16 protein-coding genes and 1 pseudogene are annotated in these 18,956 nt (G+C 69.9%); 7 read left to right on the top strand and 10 right to left on the bottom strand.

Annotation, left to right across the window (positions count from 1 at the left end; all coding sequences use genetic code 11):
• Positions 1-78: 78 nt before the first annotated feature.
• Complete coding sequence (locus ABZ319_RS28040; protein ID WP_354989491.1) at positions 79-1,122, top strand: acyl-CoA dehydrogenase family protein; 1,044 nt, start codon at positions 79-81, stop codon at positions 1,120-1,122.
• A 61-nt stretch (positions 1,123-1,183) separates the two neighbouring features.
• Here the strand turns inward: ABZ319_RS28040 and ABZ319_RS28035 are convergent, their stop codons facing one another.
• The gene (locus tag ABZ319_RS28035) at positions 1,184-2,581 is read right to left on the bottom strand and encodes an amino acid permease (protein WP_354989490.1); all 1,398 of its coding nucleotides are present in this window, start codon (positions 2,579-2,581) and stop codon (positions 1,184-1,186) included.
• A 189-nt stretch (positions 2,582-2,770) separates the two neighbouring features.
• Between ABZ319_RS28035 and ABZ319_RS28030 the strand changes: the two genes are divergently transcribed.
• Complete coding sequence (locus ABZ319_RS28030; protein ID WP_354989489.1) at positions 2,771-3,517, top strand: DUF427 domain-containing protein; 747 nt, start codon at positions 2,771-2,773, stop codon at positions 3,515-3,517.
• A 66-nt stretch (positions 3,518-3,583) separates the two neighbouring features.
• Here ABZ319_RS28030 and ABZ319_RS28025 read toward each other — a convergent pair.
• From ABZ319_RS28025 to ABZ319_RS27995, 7 genes and pseudogenes are all read right to left on the bottom strand, one after another.
• Positions 3,584-3,715 (bottom strand): annotated as a pseudogene (locus tag ABZ319_RS28025) (type II toxin-antitoxin system RelE/ParE family toxin); the annotation flags it as partial.
• 19 nt (positions 3,716-3,734) lie between these two features.
• The gene (locus ABZ319_RS28020; RefSeq protein ID WP_354989488.1) at positions 3,735-5,420 is read right to left on the bottom strand and encodes an ATP-binding cassette domain-containing protein; all 1,686 of its coding nucleotides are present in this window, start codon (positions 5,418-5,420) and stop codon (positions 3,735-3,737) included.
• 128 nt (positions 5,421-5,548) lie between these two features.
• The gene (locus ABZ319_RS28015) at positions 5,549-6,478 is read right to left on the bottom strand and encodes an ABC transporter permease subunit (protein WP_354989487.1); all 930 of its coding nucleotides are present in this window, start codon (positions 6,476-6,478) and stop codon (positions 5,549-5,551) included.
• Entirely contained in the window at positions 6,475-7,371 is an 897-nt protein-coding gene (locus ABZ319_RS28010) for an ABC transporter permease (RefSeq protein WP_354989486.1), read from the bottom strand. The genes ABZ319_RS28015 and ABZ319_RS28010 overlap by 4 nt, the downstream gene beginning before the upstream one ends.
• Positions 7,372-8,714: 1,343 nt before the next feature.
• The gene (locus ABZ319_RS28005) at positions 8,715-10,211 is read right to left on the bottom strand and encodes an ABC transporter substrate-binding protein (RefSeq protein WP_354989485.1); all 1,497 of its coding nucleotides are present in this window, start codon (positions 10,209-10,211) and stop codon (positions 8,715-8,717) included.
• Between the two features lie 153 nt (positions 10,212-10,364).
• On the bottom strand, positions 10,365-11,102 hold the full coding sequence (locus ABZ319_RS28000) for a Sir2 family NAD-dependent protein deacetylase (RefSeq protein WP_354989484.1): 738 nt from the start codon (positions 11,100-11,102) through the stop codon (positions 10,365-10,367).
• Between the two features lie 54 nt (positions 11,103-11,156).
• A complete protein-coding gene (locus tag ABZ319_RS27995; protein ID WP_354989483.1) occupies positions 11,157-12,074 on the bottom strand; it encodes an AraC family transcriptional regulator in 918 nt (305 codons plus the stop codon).
• A gap of 118 nt (positions 12,075-12,192) precedes the next feature.
• Here ABZ319_RS27995 and ABZ319_RS27990 point away from each other — a divergent pair, with 118 nt between their 5' ends.
• Positions 12,193-13,383 (top strand): saccharopine dehydrogenase NADP-binding domain-containing protein, encoded by a 1,191-nt coding sequence (locus tag ABZ319_RS27990; protein WP_354989482.1) that lies wholly within the window; start codon positions 12,193-12,195, stop codon positions 13,381-13,383.
• Between the two features lie 193 nt (positions 13,384-13,576).
• Here the strand turns inward: ABZ319_RS27990 and ABZ319_RS27985 are convergent, their stop codons facing one another.
• Both ABZ319_RS27985 and ABZ319_RS27980 read right to left on the bottom strand, forming a co-directional pair.
• Positions 13,577-13,906: a hypothetical protein gene (locus tag ABZ319_RS27985; RefSeq protein WP_354989481.1), complete on the bottom strand. Its 330-nt coding sequence runs from the start codon at positions 13,904-13,906 to the stop codon at positions 13,577-13,579.
• The gene (locus ABZ319_RS27980; RefSeq protein WP_354989480.1) at positions 13,906-15,141 is read right to left on the bottom strand and encodes a Rieske 2Fe-2S domain-containing protein; all 1,236 of its coding nucleotides are present in this window, start codon (positions 15,139-15,141) and stop codon (positions 13,906-13,908) included. Before ABZ319_RS27980 ends, ABZ319_RS27985 begins: the two co-directional genes overlap by 1 nt.
• Positions 15,142-15,355: 214 nt before the next feature.
• Here ABZ319_RS27980 and hsaA point away from each other — a divergent pair, with 214 nt between their 5' ends.
• From hsaA to hsaB, 4 genes are read left to right on the top strand one after another with little or no spacing between them, the layout of a single operon-like run.
• Positions 15,356-16,525, top strand: a complete 1,170-nt coding sequence (gene hsaA, locus ABZ319_RS27975) for a 3-hydroxy-9,10-secoandrosta-1,3,5(10)-triene-9,17-dione monooxygenase oxygenase subunit (RefSeq protein WP_354989479.1) — start codon at positions 15,356-15,358, stop codon at positions 16,523-16,525.
• Between the two features lie 3 nt (positions 16,526-16,528).
• Positions 16,529-17,407, top strand: coding sequence for a 4,5:9,10-diseco-3-hydroxy-5,9,17-trioxoandrosta-1(10),2-diene-4-oate hydrolase (gene hsaD / locus ABZ319_RS27970; protein WP_354989478.1), 879 nt, complete (start codon positions 16,529-16,531; stop codon positions 17,405-17,407).
• A gap of 2 nt (positions 17,408-17,409) precedes the next feature.
• Complete coding sequence (hsaC, locus tag ABZ319_RS27965) at positions 17,410-18,309, top strand: iron-dependent extradiol dioxygenase HsaC (RefSeq protein WP_354989477.1); 900 nt, start codon at positions 17,410-17,412, stop codon at positions 18,307-18,309.
• Between the two features lie 25 nt (positions 18,310-18,334).
• The gene (hsaB, locus tag ABZ319_RS27960) at positions 18,335-18,913 is read left to right on the top strand and encodes a 3-hydroxy-9,10-secoandrosta-1,3,5(10)-triene-9,17-dione monooxygenase reductase subunit (protein ID WP_354989476.1); all 579 of its coding nucleotides are present in this window, start codon (positions 18,335-18,337) and stop codon (positions 18,911-18,913) included.
• Positions 18,914-18,956 lie beyond the last annotated feature (43 nt).

Genomic DNA, 18,956 nt, shown 5'->3' with positions numbered 1-18,956 from the left:
CGCCGGAGCTCGACCGCCGCGCGCACACCGCCACGGCAGCACAGTCATCACCTACCTGGACAGGATCGGAGCCGACGCATGAGCATCACGGCTGAGCAGCAAGAACTCGTCACGACCGTGCGCGCGGTGCTGGCCAAGCACGGGGACAGCGCGGCCATGCGGCGCGGGCTGGACGCCGAGCGCGGATACGACGAGCAGCTCTGGAAACTGCTGTGCGAGCAGGTCGGCGTCGCGGCGCTGGCGATTCCGGAGGAGTTCGGCGGCGTCGGCGTCGGACTGGTCGAAGCGCTGCTGGTGGTCGAGGAGCTGGGCCGGACCCTGGCCGCGCCGCCCATGCTCGGCTCGGCGGTGCTGGGCGTGCAGGCCCTGCTGCTGGCGGGCAACGCCGAGGCCAACGAGCGGCTGCTGCCCGAGGTGGCCGAGGGCGCGCGCACCCTGGCGCTGTGCTGGGCCGGGACCACCGGCTGGGACTCGTTCGGCGTCCGCGCCGAGGGCGAAACCCTCACCGGTACGGCGCATTACGTCCTGGACGGCTCGCACGCGCAGTCGCTGCTGGTGCTGACCGCCGAGGGGCTGTTCGAGGTCGACGACGACGCGGCGGGCATCACCCGCACCGCGGTGCCGACCATGGACCCCACCCGGCGGCTGACCACCGTCGAGTTCGCGGGCGTGCCCGCGACGCTGCTGGGCGCGGTCGACGTCGCGCGACTGCGCGACATCGCCTGGGCCGCGGTCACCGCCGAGCAGCTCGGCGCGGCCGAGCGGTGCCTGGACATGACCGTGGAGTACAGCAAATCCCGCGTGCAGTTCGGCCGCCCGATCGGCAGCTTCCAGGCGCTCAAGCACCGCATGGCCGACATGTACGTCCTGGTGGAGTCCACCCGATCCGTTGCCTACCTGGCGATTTCGGGCCTGGAGACCGGCACGGCCGACCCCGTCGACGTCGCCGCGGCCCGCCTGCACGCGACCACGACGCTGAACTCGGTGGTCTCGGAAACCGTTCAGCTCCACGGCGGCATCGCCATCACCTGGGAGCACGACGCCCACCTGTTCTTCAAGCGGGCACACGGCGACGCCCAGCTCTTCGGCGCCCCGGCCCGTCCTCTCCCCCGTCCCGCGTAGGCACGTCGGCCGAAAAGGCCGGGGCCGCGGCGTCTTCGCCGTGGCCCCGGCCTTTCGCGGTTCAGGGGTGCAGGATCTCCACGTCTCGGGTCGGGGGCTTGCTGCCGAAGCGGGCGCGCAGCGGATAGAGGGCGGCGACCACCAGGAGGGAGGCGGTGGAGGCCAGGAGCTGGTTGCGCTGTTCGGGCACGCGGGCCATGGCGACGAAGACCGCGACGATCGCGATGATCACCAGCCAGCTCAGGTAGGGGTAGCCCCACATGCGGTAGGTCAGGGCCGAGGGATCCTCGCGGCGCAGGCGGGCGCGCAGGCGGAGCTGGGAGATCATGATGGCCACGTAGACGTAGGCCAGGATCACCCCGATCGAGTTCAGCAGGAACGTGAACACCTGGTCCGGGGAGATATAGGACGCGATGACCGCGCCCCAGGCCGCGACCGTTCCGAGCAGCACCGCGCGGGCGGGTACGCCGCGCCGGTTCACCTTCACGAGCGCGGCGGGCGCGTCGCCGTCCCGGGTCAGCACGTAGAGCATCCGGGAGGAGACGTAGATGGCCGAGTTGAGCACCGAGAGCACGGCGGTGAGGATGACGACCTGCATGATCGTGCCCGCGGCCGGAATGCCCATGTGGTCCAGGGCGCTGACGAACGGGCTCTGCAGGATCTCGGCGTCGTTCCACGGCAGGATCGTCACCACCAGGAAGATCGAGGCCACGTAGAACAGGCCGACCCGCCACAGCACGTTGTTGGTGGCGCGGGCCACGGCCTGCCCCGGCTCCTTGGATTCGGCCGCGGCGACCGTCACGATCTCGGTGCCGCCGAAGGCGAACAGCACCACCACGATCGCGGAGAAGATCCCGCCGATGCCGTTGGGCGCGAAGCCGCCGAACGCGGTGAGGTTGCCGAAGCCGCCGTCGGAGTCCGGCCACAGGCCGAAGACCCAGGCCGCGCCGATCACGATGAACAGCACGATGGCGACGACCTTGATGGAGGCGAACCAGAATTCGAACTCGCCGAACGACTTCACCGACACCAGGTTCACGGCCGTCATGAGCACGAGCAGCCCGGCCGAGAGGGTCCACTGCGGCAGGTCGATCCAGGTGGCCAGGATCGCCGCGCCCGCCACCGCCTCCGCGCCGACCAGGATGACGTAGAGGTACCAGTAGAGCCAGCCGACGGTGAAACCGGCGAACGGGCCCATGGTCATGCGCGCGTATTCGGTGAGCGATCCGGCGACCGGGCGGGCCACGACCATTTCGCCCAGTGCCCGCATGACGCACAGGACGAGCAGACCGGCCGCGCCGTAGGAGAGGATGGCGGCCGGGCCGGCGGTTCCGATGACCGAGCCGCTGCCCACGAACAGGCCCGCGCCGACCGCGCCGCCGATGGCCAGCATGGTCATGTGACGACGACGCAGTCCGGTGCGCAGGCCCGCCTGCTCGGCGCCGGTCGGTTCCGACATCTGACCATCCTCCGTACAAGTTGCTCGAATGTTGCGGGCTAACCATATCGGGGCTGGTCAGGCGATAAAAACACCGGGTCTGGTCGGTCGACCAGATCATCTCGGCGGACTCCGGCGTCCGGGCGCGGCGGGTCCGGCCCAATTCCTTTCCGCGACTGCTCCTTCCGCGCCGGAGTACCGTCGGCGGGTATGGCAGAGACGAATACCGGGCCGATCCGCGTCGAGCCGTGCGCCAAGCGGGTGCGCGCCTATCTGGGCGGTCATCCCGTCGCCGACACCGTCGCGTCCCGGCTGGTGTGGGAGCACCCCTACTACCCGACGTACTACATTCCGGTCGCCGACCTGCGGGCGAAGCTCGAACCCACCGGGGTGACGCGCGAGCATCCGGCGCTCGGCGCGGGCACCGAGTTCGACGTCGCGGGCGACAGCGGCGCCGCGCCCGCGGCGGCCGTGCGCTATCTGGATTCCCCCGAACTCGGCGATCTGGTGCGCCTGGATTTCCAGGCCATGGACGAGTGGTTCGAGGAGGACGAGCCGATCTACGTCCACCCCCGCGATCCGTACAGCCGCGTCGACATCCTCGCCAGCTCCCGCCGCATCCGCGTGGAGTTGAACGGCGAGACGCTCGCCGATTCCCGCTCGGCCCGCATCCTCTTCGAAACCGGCCTCCCGCCCCGCTACTACCTGCCCCTGACCGACGTCCGCCAGGACCTGCTCCGCCCGTCCCCGACCAGCTCGCAGTGCCCGTACAAGGGCACCGCCGAGTACCGCCACGTCCGCCTCGGTGAAGAGGAGTTCCGCGACCTGGTCTGGCTCTACCGCACCCCCCTGCCCGAGAGCCAGAAGGTGGCCGGCCTGGCCTGCTTCTACAACGAGAAGGTCGACATCTACGTCGACGAGGTCCTGCAACCCCGCCCGAACACCCCGTTCAGCTGATGAACTCGCCGGCGATCCCTACAGGGGCGCAACGGATTTCAGTTGTCCAGCACGCAATACGTGCGGTCAGAGATCGCGGTACACGTCGCGTCTCCACCCGACCTTGATCACCAGGATGACCAGGACGTTGTCCTGCACCTGGTAGACGATTCGGAAAGGACCGACCCGCAATCGGTAGGCGTCGACGCCCGAAAGTTTGCGGCGGTCGCCGCTCGTCTCAGGACCCGGCCGGGGTCGATGCGCCGAGTAGGGCGCGGGTGACCTCGTGGGACGGGTTGGCGAAAACCGTTGGGGTGGGGCCGGACTCGACCGGGCGGCCCGCGTCGAGGACCAGGACCGTGTCGGTGTGGGCGGCTATCAGGGGGAGGTCGTGGGCTATCAGGACCAGGGACAGGTTGTGGCGGGCGCGGAGGGTGGAGAGCAGGTCCATGATCGCCGTCGCGGTCCGGGTGTCGAGGGCGGAGGTGACCTCGTCGCAGATGAGGATGTCCGGGTCGGCGGCCAGGGCGCGGGCGATCGAGACGCGCTGGCGCTGGCCGCCGGAGAGTTCGTGCGGGTAGCGGGCGGCGAACTCCGCGCCGAGGCCGACCTGGTCGAGTAGTTCCGCCACCCGGGCGGGCACTTCGCGCCGGGGGCGTCGCCGGTGCAGCAGCACCGGGCGGCCCAGGGTCGCGGCGACCGTGCGGCTGGGGTTCAACGCGCCCAGCGGGTTCTGCGGCACCAGCTGAATCCGCCTGCGCTCCTCGCGCTTTCGCCGCGCCGATGCGGGCCGCAGTCGCCTGCCCGCGTACTCGATCACCCCGGCCCCGGCGGGCTGCAACCCCACCATCGCCCGCACCAGACTCGTCTTCCCAGCGCCCGAGGGCCCTACGATCCCCGCCGACGCGCCGGCCGCGACCACTAGGTCGATGTCTCGCACAACCTGCGCTCCGCCGGACCAGACGCGCAATCCCCGCACGACGAGCAGCGAGTCCGGCCGTGAGTCGGCCGATGCGACCGCGGGCGTTTCATCAGCGACCGCCGCATGCGACGCCGCCGCATCATCGGGGGAGCCGGGCGGATCGATCGCGGGAGCGAGCACCCGGTCACCGTTCTCCGACGCCATCGGGGTCGATTCACCGGCTCCTGCCGTGATGGAATCGGTCGTCGACTGCGAATCCGGCTCTCCCGCCGGTGATTCGGCGACCTCGGCGGGTGCGCGGGCGGCGGACGGGTTCGAATTTCGGCCGGAGTTCGCCGCGCGTGCGACGACGCTCGGCGAGTGTGGCGGGGTCAGGTCGTGGACCTCGTCGGCTATGCGGGACACGAGATCGGTGTCGTGACAGGCGAAGACGACGGCCAGGTTGCGGTCGCGGGACAGGCGGAGCAGGAGGTCGCCGATCTCGTCGCGGAGGGCGGGATGCAGGCCGGCGGTGGGCTCGTCGAGCAGGAGCAGGTCGGGGTGGCGAGCCAGGGCGCGGGCCAGGGCCACGCGGCGTTGCTGACCGCCGGAGAGGGCGCCGGGGCGGCGGGTGGCGAAGTCGGCATCGGCGGGTAGGCGGACCTCCCGCAGGAGGGTGGATACGGCGGTGGGATCGGGGGCGAGCTCGCGGACGAGGGTGCGCACGCGCATGCGCGGGTTGAGGCTCGAGCCCGGATCCTGGCCGACGAAAGCTATTCGGGTGCGGCGCAATTCGCGCAGCTCCTCGGGGCTCAGCGCGAAGACGTCCGAGCCGAGCACCTCGACCCGGCCCGCACGGCGCGAGGTCTCGGGCGGGAGCACCCCGAGCAGTGCGCGCAGCAGCGTGGTCTTCCCCGATCCGGACGGCCCGGTCAACGCCAGCAGCCGGCCGGGCTCGACCCGGAAACCGGCGTCGCGCACCAGGAATCGGTTCTCGCCGCCCGCGATCGACAATCCGTCCACGACCGCAACCTCATGCGAGGCACACCCGGACCCGCCCGGCGACTCGACAACGGCATCGCGACCGGCACACTCGGATTCGACCTGCGGCGCGGCCAGAGCAGCGCGAGCGGAGTCGTCGGATTCGATACTCACTGTGGGCTCACCGCTTTTCGTCCGGCCTGCGGCGCGAGGGCGGCCGCGGCGAGGTTCACGCTCAGTGCGAGCAGGGCGATCAGGACGCTGGGGGCCACCACCGCCCAGGGATTGAGCAGGATGCCCGGGCCGTTCTCGCGGATCATCAGGGCCCAGTCGGCGGCGGGGGGTTGCGGGCCTATCTGGAGGAAAGCGGCGGTGGCGACCAGGTAGACCGCGGCGACGAACCGCAGGCCGAACAGGGCCAGCAGTGTCGCCCGCAGATTGGGCAGTACCTCGCGTAGGACCAGATGCCACAGGCGTTCTCCGCCCGCGGCGGCCGCCTCCACGTAGCCGGACGCCGCCACCGGCGCGGCCGCGCCCGAGACCAGCCGCACCGCGTACGGCGAGCCGAGCACCACCGCGGCCGCGATGATCGCCAGCCGCCCGCCGTCCCGCCACGACATGGCGATGAGCAGCAGCCCGAGCACCGACGGCAGCAGGATCAGCATGTCCGTGGCCCGGTCGACCACCCGCCCCACCCCCGGCCGCAGCGCGCCGACCGCCCCGAGCACCGCCGCCACCGCGGTCACCAGCACCGCCGCGACCAGCGAGGAGATCACGAGATCCCGCCCGCCCGCGAGTAATCGGCTGACCACGTCGCGCCCCAGCATGTCTCCGCCCAGCGGCGCCGCCCCGCCCGCTCGCGCGTACGGCTCGGTCACCGGCGCGTCGATGGCGTGCGGCGCGAGCAACGGCCCCACCAGGGCCGCGGCTATCAGCAGCACCGCCGGTGCCAGTCGAACAACGGTGCCGAACAAACGATCTCGGCGAATCACGGAGCTCAGCCACCCGCGCCGGGTGACCCTGGCCCCGCCACCGCCGTGTCCGCTCCCGGCGGCACCTCGATCATCGCCGACGCCGCGCACCGGTTCCGACTCGTTCATCGCCGACCTCCCGAGAGCGCGTCGCGCACCAGATCCGCGGACAGCAGCACCAGGGTGATCGCCGCCCCCGCCAGCGCGGTCACCCCCGCGATCAGCGGGGCATCGCGGTCGGCGACGGCCGAGGCCAGCACCGACCCGATGCCCGGATAGTTGAACACCACTTCGACCGCCACGGCCCCGCCGAGCAGCACCCCCGTGGAGGTGGCCAGCCCCGTGACGATGGCGGGCAGCGCACCCGGCAGCACATGCCGCAGCAGCACCCGGTGCGGCGAGAGCCCATCCAGCACAGCCGCTTCCACGTGCGGCTCCCTCGCCTCGTCGGCCAGCGCCGCGCGCACGATCCGCACGTTCCACCCGATCTGCGGAATCGTCAGCGCCAGCACCGGCAGCACCAGCATGTCCCAGGAGGCGGGCCGCCCGTCGGCCCCCGCGATGGTCACGGCGGGCAGCCACCCGGTCCACAGCGCGAACACCAGCACGAGCACCACCGCCACCACAAACTCCGGCAGCGCGAGCACCACCGTCGCCGCCCCGGACACGATCCGGTCCACCACTCCCCCGGCCCGCACCGCGGCCCAGCCCCCGAGCACCACCGCCCCGGCCCCCGTCAACACGAGCGCGACCCCACCCAGCAGCAGGGTGTTGGGAAACGCCCCGCCCACCAGCTCCAACACCGGCACCCCGCGCGCCGAAACCCCCAGATCCCCCCGCCCCAACCCGGTCATCCATTCCCAGAACCGTTCCAACACAGGCCGATCCAATCCCAGCTCCGCGCGCCGCCGCGCCACCTCCCCCGCCCCGGCCCCCCGCTCCCCGGTGGCCAGCGCCGCGTCCCCCGGCAGCAGATCCACCGCCACGAACACCATCGCAAGCAACCCCAGCAACAGAGCCACCCGCCGCGCCGCCAACGCCCCCGCGTAAGCCCCCACCCGCAAGCCCCCGGCCCACCCCCTCCGCCGAGGCCGCGCACCCCCGCTCCCCGCCCGCCCGGCCAAAACCCGAACCCCACCCCGCCCGGCCCGCACCCCCACCCGTGCCACCCGCCCGAACATGTTCCCGGAGAGCCTGTTTCGCCCTCGCGCACCACCTTCGATCAGCTGATTCTCCGCCACGCCGTCCACCGCCCCGGCCTCGAGAGACCCGCCGATCGACTCCCGATCCGGCCCCATCGGACCAGATCGACCCCGTCGCCACGAAAGCGATGGTCGTCGTCCGAACTCACCCCTACTCGGCTCGGCCGATCGCGGCCGGGCGACTTCCCCGCCGGGCTGCGGTGCGGCGCGATCCGCTCCCGTGTCGCCCCTGTCCGGCCCCTGTCGCTGATCGCTCAGCGACGTCACCACACCGCCCACACCACTCGGCTTCGCCTCGGCGGCATCGCCGTTCGTCACTCGGGGCAGCTCATCCGGTTCGACTCGCGCAGTGTCGTGCGCCGCGTCTTGTTCCACTTTGAGCCGCCCGACCTCGCCCCGGCGACGCCACCGATATCGCTCGGCCCTGCCCTCCCGGCCGATATCTCGCCCGTCGGGCATCCGGACTGTCATGGTTCGTGGAAGCTGCCGCACACTCGCCCACCTGGCTGAGCCTCCGAACTGCCACCTGCCGCCCCGCCTTCGCAGGGCACCGCTACCCCGAACCGCCTCACTGTGATCGACGACCGGGGCTGGCGCGGGCGGCCCGTCCGCCCGAGGTAGCCGACTCGCATCGGACCCGCCGGGCTGCGGCCGCACGGCATCGACCCCACCGCCTACCGCGTCGGCGACTGTCCCGACCGGGTCCGCCGTCTTCGGCTCGCCCCACTGCGGCGAGACCCGGGCAGCCGCCTGGCCGGTAGCCGCGATCCCGCACACATCAGTGACCGGTGCGCCTTGTCGGCGCCACCTGACGTCTACGGCACCTCGCTCGGCGGACACAACCGTGGCCGCCCGGGACAGGAGAGCCTCGACCACACCCGCGGCGCGTCGCCGCCACACTCGCCCACCATGGTCGGTGGGCGGCGGCGAAAGTCCTGCTCGCGGAGGGTACGGGCCGGACCCGCGCTCGCTTCGGCGCAGTCGAGCGAATGCGCCGTCACGGAACCAGAGTTCGGATCGACCACTGAAGATCGTCCCACCGGGCACGGTACGTCCGGTACGAAGCGGCTCCGGCGATCCGTCCCGATGCCGGCGACGGTGCTCGAAGCGTTTGCCGCTCAAGACCTCCCGAACACGGCCGTTCGACCCCGCACCCCCGGAACTCAGCGGGCCAGCCATGTTCGCTCGAGCTGGACGCGGCCGAAGCCGGGGAGGGTGGGCAGGGCCTGGACTCGGCGGTGGGCCAGGTCTATGCCGTCGGCGACGCCCCACACTATGTAGCCGGAGCGGTCGTATTGCAGGCGTTGCAGATCGGTGAGGGCCGTGGCGCGAGCGGCGGGGTCGGGCGCGCCGACCGCGCGCTGGTAGGCGGCGTCGAACTCCGGGTCGTGCCAGGCCGCCTCGTTGCGACTGCTGTCGGTGAGCATGATGCGGCCGGCCAGGAACAGCACCGAGTCGTTCGTGCCCCAGTAGGTGGTGTAGAGGTCGCCTTTGAGCCAGGTGTCCTCCCAGAACGACCCGGACTCCTGTTTGACCACCTCGATCCGCACACCCGCCTCGCGGACCTGGGTGGCGAACAGGGTCGCCGACTCCGCCAGTCCGGCAATGTCCTCGGTGGTGGACAGCCGATAGGTCTTACCGGTGTCGAAACCGGCTTCGGCCAGCAGCTTTTTGGCCCGGTCGAGGTCGCGGACGCGCTGCGGCAGCCCGCGGGCGAAGCCGGGATCACCGGTGCCGAGCACATCGTTGCCGACCACGCCGTACCCGGACAGGGCCTGCGCGACCATCGCCGGGCGGTCCACGGCCAGCCGCAGCGCCTCGCGCACCCGCGCGTCGGCGTACGGGCTGCCGGGAGCGGCCCGCATGACGATCGGCATCGCCATATCGCCCGTCCGCCGCAACGTCTGGATATCCTTGCGCCCCTGTGCCGTCCGCGCCGCCACCGCTCCGGCGTTCGATGCCAGGTCGATCTGCCCGGCGAGCAGCGCCGTCGCCATGGCCTGCGGGCTCTCGAAAACGCTCACCTCGACCGCGTCGAGATACGTCTCGCCGCCGTACCATTCGCGGTTGCGCACCAGTCGCGCGTTGCCGCCCCGGAACCACTCCAGCGCGAAAGGCCCGGTCCCGGGCGCGTTCTCGATGTCGGTCGTCCCTGCGGGTACCACGAAGGTGGCCAGCCGGGTCGACAGCGGCAGTTCGGCATTGGGGTAATCCGAGACGAGCACCACGGTGCCGGGCCCGTCCGCGGTGATGGACTCCGAGCGCACGCCCGGCAGCCGCGAGGGCCCCGCGGGCATGTCGCGTAATCGGCGTAGCGAGAACACCACGTCGTCGGCGGTAACCGGTTTCCCGTCATGGAATTTCGCACCGGGCGCGATGGTGAAGCGCCAGGTCCGCAGATCCGCCGACGACTGCCACGCGGTGGCCAGGCGCGCCTTGGTCAGCACCTGCCCGCCCGGCACGGTCAGGGTGTCGTAGCGCAGGCTGAGAATCAGGTAGTCGCTCTCGTTGGCCTGGGTGCCGTGCGGATCCCGGCTGATCGCGCCCGGCCGGCCGAGCGCGCCGACACGCAGGGTGCCGCCCGGCTGCGGCGGGCCCGAGACCACCACCGGCCCATCGTCACCGGAACCGCACGCGGCGAGCATCGCCGCGAATCCCACACCCCCACCGGCTTGCAAGAGCTGACGCCTCGACAGATTCACGACGACCTCGATTCACACGCGCTGACGATCGACCACCACCGGTCTCCCGACCGGTTTTTCCCGCACGACACCTCCCTTCGAGCGCACCGGAACAGTTGCGCCGGCCCTGGATCAGGCCGCGAGCAATTCCTCGACCAGCCGCGGCAGCGCCGCCCCGATGGGTTCGCGCACCAGTTCGGCGGCGTACGCGTCGTAGGGCGTGGGCTCGGCGTTGACGATGATCAGATCCGCGCCCGCGTCCACCGCGAGCGCGCAGACCGACGCCGCAGGCTCGACCTGGAGCGAGGTGCCGATGGCCAGGAAGATGGCACTGCCCTCGGCGATCTCGATCGCCGCGCGGATGGCCTCGGGGTCCAGTTGCTGGCCGAACATGATGATGTCGGCCTTGAGGATGCCCCCGCAGTCCGGGCAGGGCGGGTCCGGCTCCCCGGCCGCGACACGGTCCAGGGTGGCGCGCATGGTGGCCGTGAACTCGCAGTCGACGCAGACCACGTCGAACATGTTGCCGTGGATCTCGACCACCGATTCGGACCCGGCGCGCTGGTGTAGCCGATCGATGTTCTGGGTGATGATGCCGACCTCGCGCCCCGCCCCGGCGAGCCGGACCAGTGCGTCGTGCGCGGAGTTGGGCCGGGCCGCCCAGGCGGGATTGTCGCGACGGGCCCGCCAGGAACGCACGCGCAGTTCGGGGTCGGCCACGTAGTTCTGATACGTCGACAGCAGTTCGGCAATGGGATCGGACTTCCAGACCCCGCGCGGACCACGGAAATCCGGAATTCCGGAATCGGTAGAGATACCCGCTCCGGTGAGGACCCCGATCGGCCCCGTGCGCCTTCGCCAATCCGTCATCTTGACCAGGGTAGAGCGCTTTTCGCGCGCACATCCACTGTGATTCGAGAAGCCTTACACCGCAATGACATCCGGGGCGTCGATCGCACGCCGATACTGTCCGGGCGCGAGGGAGTACTCGCGTTTGAAGGCTTTCGCGAACGCGAATTCCGATTGATATCCGACTTTTCGGGCAATTCCGGCCAACGGCGTATCGGTTTCCCGCAGCAGGCGCGCGGCGGTGAGCATGCGCCAGCGGGTGACGTACGCCAGCGGTGGCTCACCGACCGTGGCGGTGAAGCGTCGCGCCAGGGTCGCCCGTGACACCCCGGCCAGCTCGCTGAGTTCAGGTACCGTCCAGTTCTTTTCGGGCGCTTCATGAATCGCCCGCAGCGTCATGGCCACCGCCGGGTCGGTGAACGCGCCCGCCCAGCCCGCCGCGCGGGCCGCCGCCTGCTCGTCGAACCAGGCGCGCAGCGCGAACAGCAGCAGGGTGTCCAGCAGTGCGGGCACCACGGCGTCCGACCCGGGCCGCGGCTCGGCCAGCTCCCCGGCGAGCAGATCGACCGCCGAGCGCAGCGCCGGATGCCGGCCGGGCCGCGCGGGCAGGTGAATGAACTCGGGAAGCTCGTCCAGCATGGGATGACCGCGCCGCCCGCCCAGCGCGTAGGCGCCGCACAGCAGCGCCGTCCGCTGCCCCGGGCCGGCGATTTCGCGCGGCTCCCCCGGCCGGGCGATCTCGGTGATGGGCGTGCCCGGATCGTCGGCCAGCAGATGATCCGCACCGCGCGGCATGAGCAGCACGTCCCCGGCTCCGAGCGCGATCGACTCTCCCGCCGGGGTCAGCACCCAGCACGAACCCTGCAGCACCACATGGAATCCCGTGCCCGGCACGATCGGATAGCTGCGCCCCCACGGCGCGTGCCGGACGAACATCCCCGAGGTGGGATTGGCGGTGCGAATGGCCGCGATGGTCTCGCTGAGGATGTCCACGCCGCCAGACTAGCGCGCGGGTGACATGACTTCCACACTCGGCATCTGAGCGAATCGGATATCAAAGCGAGCAATACAGCCATTCAAATGCTCATATTCGCTCAATAATCTCGAGAACATGACATCGACCAGCGTCACCCCGGCAGCCACCCCTTCCACCACCACGGCAGCCACCACGTCCACCACCCAGGGCGGGGCGGGCACCTCCGCCACGACCCCCAGCGGTGCAGCCACCCCCGCCACTTCCCCGGGCGGTGCGCCCACCGCGCCCCGCGGGCCCGCCACGATCGCCCTCTACGGCGCGACCGGCCACACCGCCGGGTACATCCTCGACCGGATTCGCGCGCTGGGCTCGACCCCGATCCTGGTCGGCCGCAACGCCGACCGGCTGCGGGCGGCCGCCGCCGCGGCGGGCCTGCCGGACGCCGAGATCCGCATCGCCGACCTGAACGATCACGCGGCCCTGGTGGCCGCGTTCACCGGCGCGGACGTCGTGATCAGCGCGCTGTCCGCCTTCGTGGAGACCGGCGCGGCCGTGGTGGCCGCGGCCGTCGCCGCGGGCGCGCACTACACCGACACCTCGGGCGAGCAGCTGTTCCTGCAGCGCGTCTTCGAAAACCACGGCGCGGCAGCCGAAGCCGCGGGCGTCACGCTGCTGCCCGGCATCACCGACAACAACCTGACCGGCGATCTCCTGGGCCACCTGGTCGCCCGCCGGGTGCAGGGCCCGGCCGAGCTGGTGCTGAGCCATCTCAGCCGCAGCGGCGGCAACGGCTCCAAGGGCAGCGCCAAAACCGTGCTGGCGAGCCGGGATTGGTTCATCGGCGGCGGCTACCACTACGAGGACGGCGTGCTCCGGACGAGCGTGGCGACCAAGCACCCGGAGCTGACCTTCCCCGGGGACACCGCGCCGACCCCGGTGGTGAAGTTCCCGCAGTCCTCGGTGCTGACCATCCCGCGACATTCGGAGGTGGCCTACGTCGCGGGTGCGGTGGCGGCTTCCATCAACGCCCATCTGAGCGGATTCACCGACGCGGCACTGGATTCCATGCCGGAGGCGCCGGACGCCGATCTGCGCTATTACATGATCGTCGACGCGCACGGCGCCGATGGCGCGGGCGTGCGCGGACTGGTCGACGGCGTGGATTCCTACCGGGATTCGGCGATCATGGCGGTCGAGGTCGCGATACGACTGGCGGCGGGCGGGATCCGGCCGGGCGCGCTGGCGCCGGCCGAGGCCTTCGACCCCGCGGAGTTTCTGAATTCCCTCGTGCCGCACGGCATCACGTGGAGCATCGCGGAACTGTGACGTACGAGTGCGGGCCTACTGCCGACATCGGGGGTGGGGAGATCATCCTCGATCCCGATGTCCAGCAGGGGCTTCGAGCCCCGGGCGGTGGCACCCGATGGGTGTGCCGATCCGCCCGCCCGGTGGACGGCGAACATGCCTTGGTGAGCGGTGTCGCCGTTCCGGGTTCCGACCGCGCCGGCTCGCGCCGGTTCTAGTCGTCTATTTCGAGCAGACCCTCCGCGACCGCGTGGTCGATGGTCTTCTCGAGGTTCGGGCAGGAGTCCGGCTTGCCGAAGATCGGCCCGGCTTCGGCCATCTTGCGAAAGACCGGGCAGTGATCGGCCGGGTTGACCGTCCACTGCACCGTCTTCTGGTTCGAGCTGTGCTTGCGAACCATGACTTCGGTCCCGCAGGACTGGCACGCGATCGGCGTCAGCCCGGACTCCATGTAGTGCGCTTTGTCGATGACCGTCTGGGCGCGCACCTGCGCTTGCCGCTCGGGACGGTCCGCGAAATCGGGTGCCTTCGCCCAGGTGGTCATCAGACGTTCGCCTCCTGCGAGGTCTCAGCGCCCGCGGCGTCGGCGGCCTCGGCAGCCTCCTTGGCTTCGCGCTTCTTGGCCATATTCTCCTCGACCTCGATGGCCCAGGCTTCATTGGCCTTGGTGGTATCGACCTCGAACTCGAAGCGCTGCGTCGACTTCGGATCCACGTCGGCGACGTCGACGTAGAACTGGTCGTACCAACGGCGCAGCTGGTACACCGGGCCGTCTTCCTCGGTGAGCAGCGGGTTGTCGATCTTGGACTTGTGCTTCCAGATCTCGACGTCCTGCAGGAAGCCCTCGCTGACGCCGTCGGTCATCTTGCGGGCGAAGCTCTCCGCCTGGTCGTCGGGCAGACCCTTGGGCTTCTGCAACGCGACGCCCCACTGCAGCACGAACGAATTCTGCGTGACCGGGTAGTGGCAGTTGATCAGCACGGTCTTGACCTCGAAGCCGCTGTAGATGTTCAGCAGCGGGTTGACCATGTACGACGGCCCGAAGTACGAGGCTTCGGACTTGAGCAGCGTGTCGATGCCCGCCTCGGCCGCCGCGCCCTTGTCCGGACGCCCCTTCGTCTCGAGGTATTGGGTGGCGATATGGCCCTCCAACACGTTCTTGAAATACGTCGGGTACGCGTAGTGGATGTAGAAGAAGTGAGCCATGTCCACGACGTTGTCGATGATCTCGCGGCAGTTGGCGCCCTCGATCAGCAACGAGTTCCAGGTCCAGTCCGTCCACTCGCCGGACAGCTCCTCGAGCTGGTTGCCCTCGGCGTCCTTGAACGGCCCGTCGATGTACGGGATGGTGACCTCGTCGGTGGGCTTGCTGCCCTCGTGGTCGTGCCAGACGAACAGCTGCCCGTTGCGCTCGAGCGTGTGCCAGGACCGCGTGCGCGCCAACGGCGGAACGCGCCGCGCGTACGGGATTCCGGTGCACTTGCCGTCGCCGCCCCAGCGCCAATCGTGGAACGGGCACGCGATGGAATCGCCCTTGACCTCGCCCATGGAAAGATCGCCACCCAGATGCCGGCAGTAGCCGTCCAGGATCTTCAGATCGCCCTTGCTGTCCATGAATACGACCAGCTTGGTCCCGAAGGCGCTGACCGAGTGCGGCTTGCCATCACGGAAGGTTTTCGCGAGACCCAGGCAATGCCAGCCCCGGGCGTACCGGGTGGGCATGGCACCCACGTCGATTTCGCGAACCTTCCCACGGGGACCCGGCGGGGTTGTCGACATTGTCATCCTCCTCTGGAAGTACTAGAACACGTTACAAAACAGCGGCGCTTCACGCCAGCTGTCCGCCCAAACAACGGACAAAAGTCCTTGTGAGGCACGCCGCGCCCGGATCGGTCCGGGCGGCGGCCTCTGTTCTCGACATAAATAAGAACGTGTTCTAGTCTCAGAGACAAACGAGAACCGCCCGATTACCCAGGCAGGAGCAACTGGCGCGATGACGCAAGAAGTAGTTGAGCGGGTCGAGGCACTGCTGCCCACTCTCCGCGAGCGGGCCCAGCAAGCCGAGGACCTGCGGCAGATTCCCGAGGAGTCCATCAAGGAACTCCAGCAGGCCGGCTTCTTCAAGCTGCTGCAGCCGCGCCAGTGGGGTGGCTACGCCGCGGACCCGGTCGTCTTCTACGACACCGTCCGCAAGATCGCCAGCGCGTGCGGTTCCACCGGGTGGGTCGCCGGCATCATCGGCGTGCACAACTGGCACCTGGCCCTGTTCGACCAGCGCGCGCAGGAAGAGGTGTGGGGCGAGAACACCGACGTCCGCATCTCCTCCTCCTACGCGCCCATGGGTGCGGGCCTGGTGACCGAGGACGGCAGCGGCTACACCGTGAACGGTTCCTGGGCCTGGTCGTCGGGCTCGGGCCACGCGGACTGGGTCGTCGTCGGCGGTCCGGTCATCAAGAACGGCAAGCCGGTCGACTTCGGCAGCTTCCTCATCCCCCGCAGCGAGTACACCATCAACGATGTGTGGAACGTGGTCGGCCTGCGCGGCACCGGCTCCAACACCATCGTGGTGGAGAACGTCTTCGTGCCCAAGCACCGCTTCCTGAGCTTCCGCGCCATGGGCGAGCTGAAGTCCCCGGGCCTCGAGCTGAACACCGATCCGGTGTACAAGATGCCGTGGGGCACCATCCATCCCACCACCATCTCCGCGCCGATCGTCGGCATGGCCTACGGCGCGTACGAGGCGCACGTGGAGCACCAGGGCAAGCGCCTGCGCGCGGCCTACGCCGGCGAGGCCGCCAAGGACGACCCGTTCGGCAAGGTCCGCATCGCCGAGGCCGCCAGCGACATCGACGCCGCCTGGCGTCAGCTCTCGGGCAACGTGGCCGACGAGTACGCGCTGTTGGTCGCCGGTGAGGACGTGCCGTTCGACGTGCGCGCCCGCGCCCGCCGCGACCAGGTCCGCGCCACCGGCCGGGCCGTGGCCTCGATCGACAAGCTCTTCGAGGCTTCGGGCGCCACCGCACTGGCCAACGGCACTCCGCTGCAGCGCTTCTGGCGTGACGCGCACGCCGGCCGCGTGCATGCCGCCAACGACGCCGAGCGCGCCTACGTCATGTACGGCACCCACGCGTTCGGGCTCCCGATCACCGACACGATGGTCTAGCCCATGACCACTGTCGAGGAGATCACCTTCGAGTCCACCTCGAAGTACGCCCAGGTCCGCCCGGACCTGAAGCTGCACTACCACGAGGCGGGCGTCGGCAACGGCCCCACCATCGTGCTGCTGCACGGCGGCGGCCCCGGCGCGTCGTCGTGGTCCAATTTCGCCAGGAACATCCCGGTGCTGGCACGCGAATTCCACGTGCTCGCGGTGGATCAGCCCGGCTTCGGGCTGTCCGACAAGCCGGTCGATCATCCGCAGTACTTCGTGCACAGCTCGTCCGCGCTCAAGGACCTGCTGGACACCCTGGGGATCACCGATCGCGTTCACCTGCTGGGCAATTCGCTCGGCGGCGGCGCGGCGACCCGGTTCGCGCTGGACTACCCGGACCGCGCCGGCAAGCTCGTGCTCATGGGCCCCGGCGGGTTGTCCACCAACCTGTTCGCGCCGGACCCCACCGAGGGCGTCAAGCTGCTGAGCAAGTTCAACTACCAGCCGACCCGCGAGAACCTCGAGGCGTTCCTGCGGATCATGGTGTTCGACCAGAAGCTCATCACCCCCGAGCTGATCGAGGAGCGCTTCGCCTCGGCGTCGCTGCCCGAGTCCCTCGAGGCCACCCGCGCGATGGGCAAGTCCTTCGCGGGCGCGGACTTCCAGAAGGGCATGATCTGGCGCGACGCCTACAAGCTGCGTCAGCCCGTGCTCATGGTCTGGGGCCGCGAGGACAGGGTGAACCCGATCGACGGCGCGCTCATCGCGCTGAAGATGGTGCCGCGCGTGCAGCTGCACGTGTTCGGCGGCTGCGGGCACTGGGCGCAGCTCGAGAAGTTCGACGAATTCAACCGCCTGGCAACCGACTTCCTGCTCGGCGTCAAGGAGAAGTGACCATGGGTATTCGAGCTCTCGGATACATGCGCATCGGCGCCACCGACATGGCGGCCTGGCGCGACTACGGGCTCAAGGTGCTCGGCATGATGGAGGGCACCGGGCCCGATCCCGACGCCCTCTACCTGCGGATGGACGATTTCCCGGCGCGCCTGGTCATCGTGCCGCACGAGAGCGACCGGCTGCTCGTGTCGGGCTGGGAGGTCACCGACGGGCCCGCGCTGCAACGACTTCGGGAAACTCTCGCCAAGCACGACGTGAGCTTCGTCGAGGGCAGTAAGGAAGAGCTCGCCGAGCGTCGCGTCGAGGGCATGATCCGGTTCTCGGATCCCGCCGGCAACGTGCTCGAGGCGTTCTACGGCATGCAGTACCTGGGCCGCCGCTTCGTGAGCCCGTACGGCCACAAGTTCGTGACCGCCGAGCAGGGCCTGGGCCACGTGGTGCTCACCTGCACCGACGACGCGGCCGCACAGGCGTTCTACCAGGACGTCCTGGGCTTCCGCCTGCGTGACTCGATGCGGCTGCCCCCGCAGATGGTGGGACGCCCCGCCGACGGCGATCCGGCGTGGCTGCGGTTCTACGGCTGCAACCCGCGCCATCACGCGCTGGCGTTCCTGCCGCTGCCGAACCCGACCGGCATCGTGCACCTCATGGTCGAGGTGGAGAACTCCGACGATGTCGGGCTGTGCCTGGACCGGGCCAACCGCAAGAAGGTCAAGATGTCGGCCACCCTCGGTCGCCATATCAACGACAAGATGCTGTCGTTCTACATGAAGACGCCGGGCGGATTCGACATCGAATTCGGCTGCGAGGGATTGGAAGTCGACGATTACTCGTGGATAGCCCGGGAGTCCACGGCGGTCAGCCTGTGGGGTCACGACTTCACCGTCGGATTCAAGTAGCGCGAACGAAGAGGGCGACGAACCAATGACCACGACCGACGAACAGCCGGGCATCGATCCGCGGCAGTTCCGAAATGTGCTGGGCCAGTTCTGCACCGGTATCACCGTCATCACCACCTTCGGCGAGGACGGTGCGCCGATCGGCTTCGCCTGCCAATCGTTCGCCGCCCTCTCCCTCGAACCGCCCCTGGTCCTGTTCTGCCCCACCAAGGGTTCCAAGTCCTGGGCGGCCATCGAGGCCAGCGGCAAGTTCTGCGTCAACATCCTGGCCGAGGAGCAGCAGCCGGTCTGCGCCCGCTTCGGCTCTCGCGAGCCCGACAAGTTCGCCGGGGTCGGCTGGCGCACTTCGGAACTGGAGCTCCCGGTCCTGGACGACGCGCTCGCCACCATCGAGTGCGTCGTCGACCGGGTGGTGGACGGCGGCGATCACTACATCGTGATCGGCCGCGTGCAGGCGCTCTCGGAGTCCACCGATTCCGGGCGTCCGCTGCTGTTCTACCGCGGGCAGTACACGGCCATCGAGCCGGACAAGACGGTCCCCGCGCCGTGGCGCGCCGACCTGGAGCACTTCCTGACGAATACCACGCTCGACACCTGGCTCTGAGCCCGCTGCCGATCGTCCCGCGCCCCCGGTGATCATCACCGGG

It is taken from the genome of Nocardia sp. NPDC005978, assembly GCF_040614455.1.
Taxonomy (GTDB): domain Bacteria; phylum Actinomycetota; class Actinomycetes; order Mycobacteriales; family Mycobacteriaceae; genus Nocardia.
Note: the sequence above shows the minus strand (reverse complement) of the source record. Positions and strands in the feature narration are given on the sequence as shown.

Coding starts and splice junctions, on each gene's coding strand:
- hsaD (WP_354989478.1), top strand. CDS start 16,529: ATGACCACTGTCGAGGAGATCACCTTCGAGTCCACCTCGAAGTACGCC.
- hsaA (WP_354989479.1), top strand. CDS start 15,356: ATGACGCAAGAAGTAGTTGAGCGGGTCGAGGCACTGCTGCCCACTCTC.
- ABZ319_RS28000 (WP_354989484.1), bottom strand. CDS start 11,102: ATGACGGATTGGCGAAGGCGCACGGGGCCGATCGGGGTCCTCACCGGA.
- ABZ319_RS28015 (WP_354989487.1), bottom strand. CDS start 6,478: ATGAACGAGTCGGAACCGGTGCGCGGCGTCGGCGATGATCGAGGTGCC.
- ABZ319_RS27980 (WP_354989480.1), bottom strand. CDS start 15,141: ATGTCGACAACCCCGCCGGGTCCCCGTGGGAAGGTTCGCGAAATCGAC.
- ABZ319_RS27990 (WP_354989482.1), top strand. CDS start 12,193: ATGACATCGACCAGCGTCACCCCGGCAGCCACCCCTTCCACCACCACG.
- hsaC (WP_354989477.1), top strand. CDS start 17,410: ATGGGTATTCGAGCTCTCGGATACATGCGCATCGGCGCCACCGACATG.
- ABZ319_RS27985 (WP_354989481.1), bottom strand. CDS start 13,906: ATGACCACCTGGGCGAAGGCACCCGATTTCGCGGACCGTCCCGAGCGG.
- ABZ319_RS28040 (WP_354989491.1), top strand. CDS start 79: ATGAGCATCACGGCTGAGCAGCAAGAACTCGTCACGACCGTGCGCGCG.
- ABZ319_RS28030 (WP_354989489.1), top strand. CDS start 2,771: ATGGCAGAGACGAATACCGGGCCGATCCGCGTCGAGCCGTGCGCCAAG.
- hsaB (WP_354989476.1), top strand. CDS start 18,335: ATGACCACGACCGACGAACAGCCGGGCATCGATCCGCGGCAGTTCCGA.
- ABZ319_RS28035 (WP_354989490.1), bottom strand. CDS start 2,581: ATGTCGGAACCGACCGGCGCCGAGCAGGCGGGCCTGCGCACCGGACTG.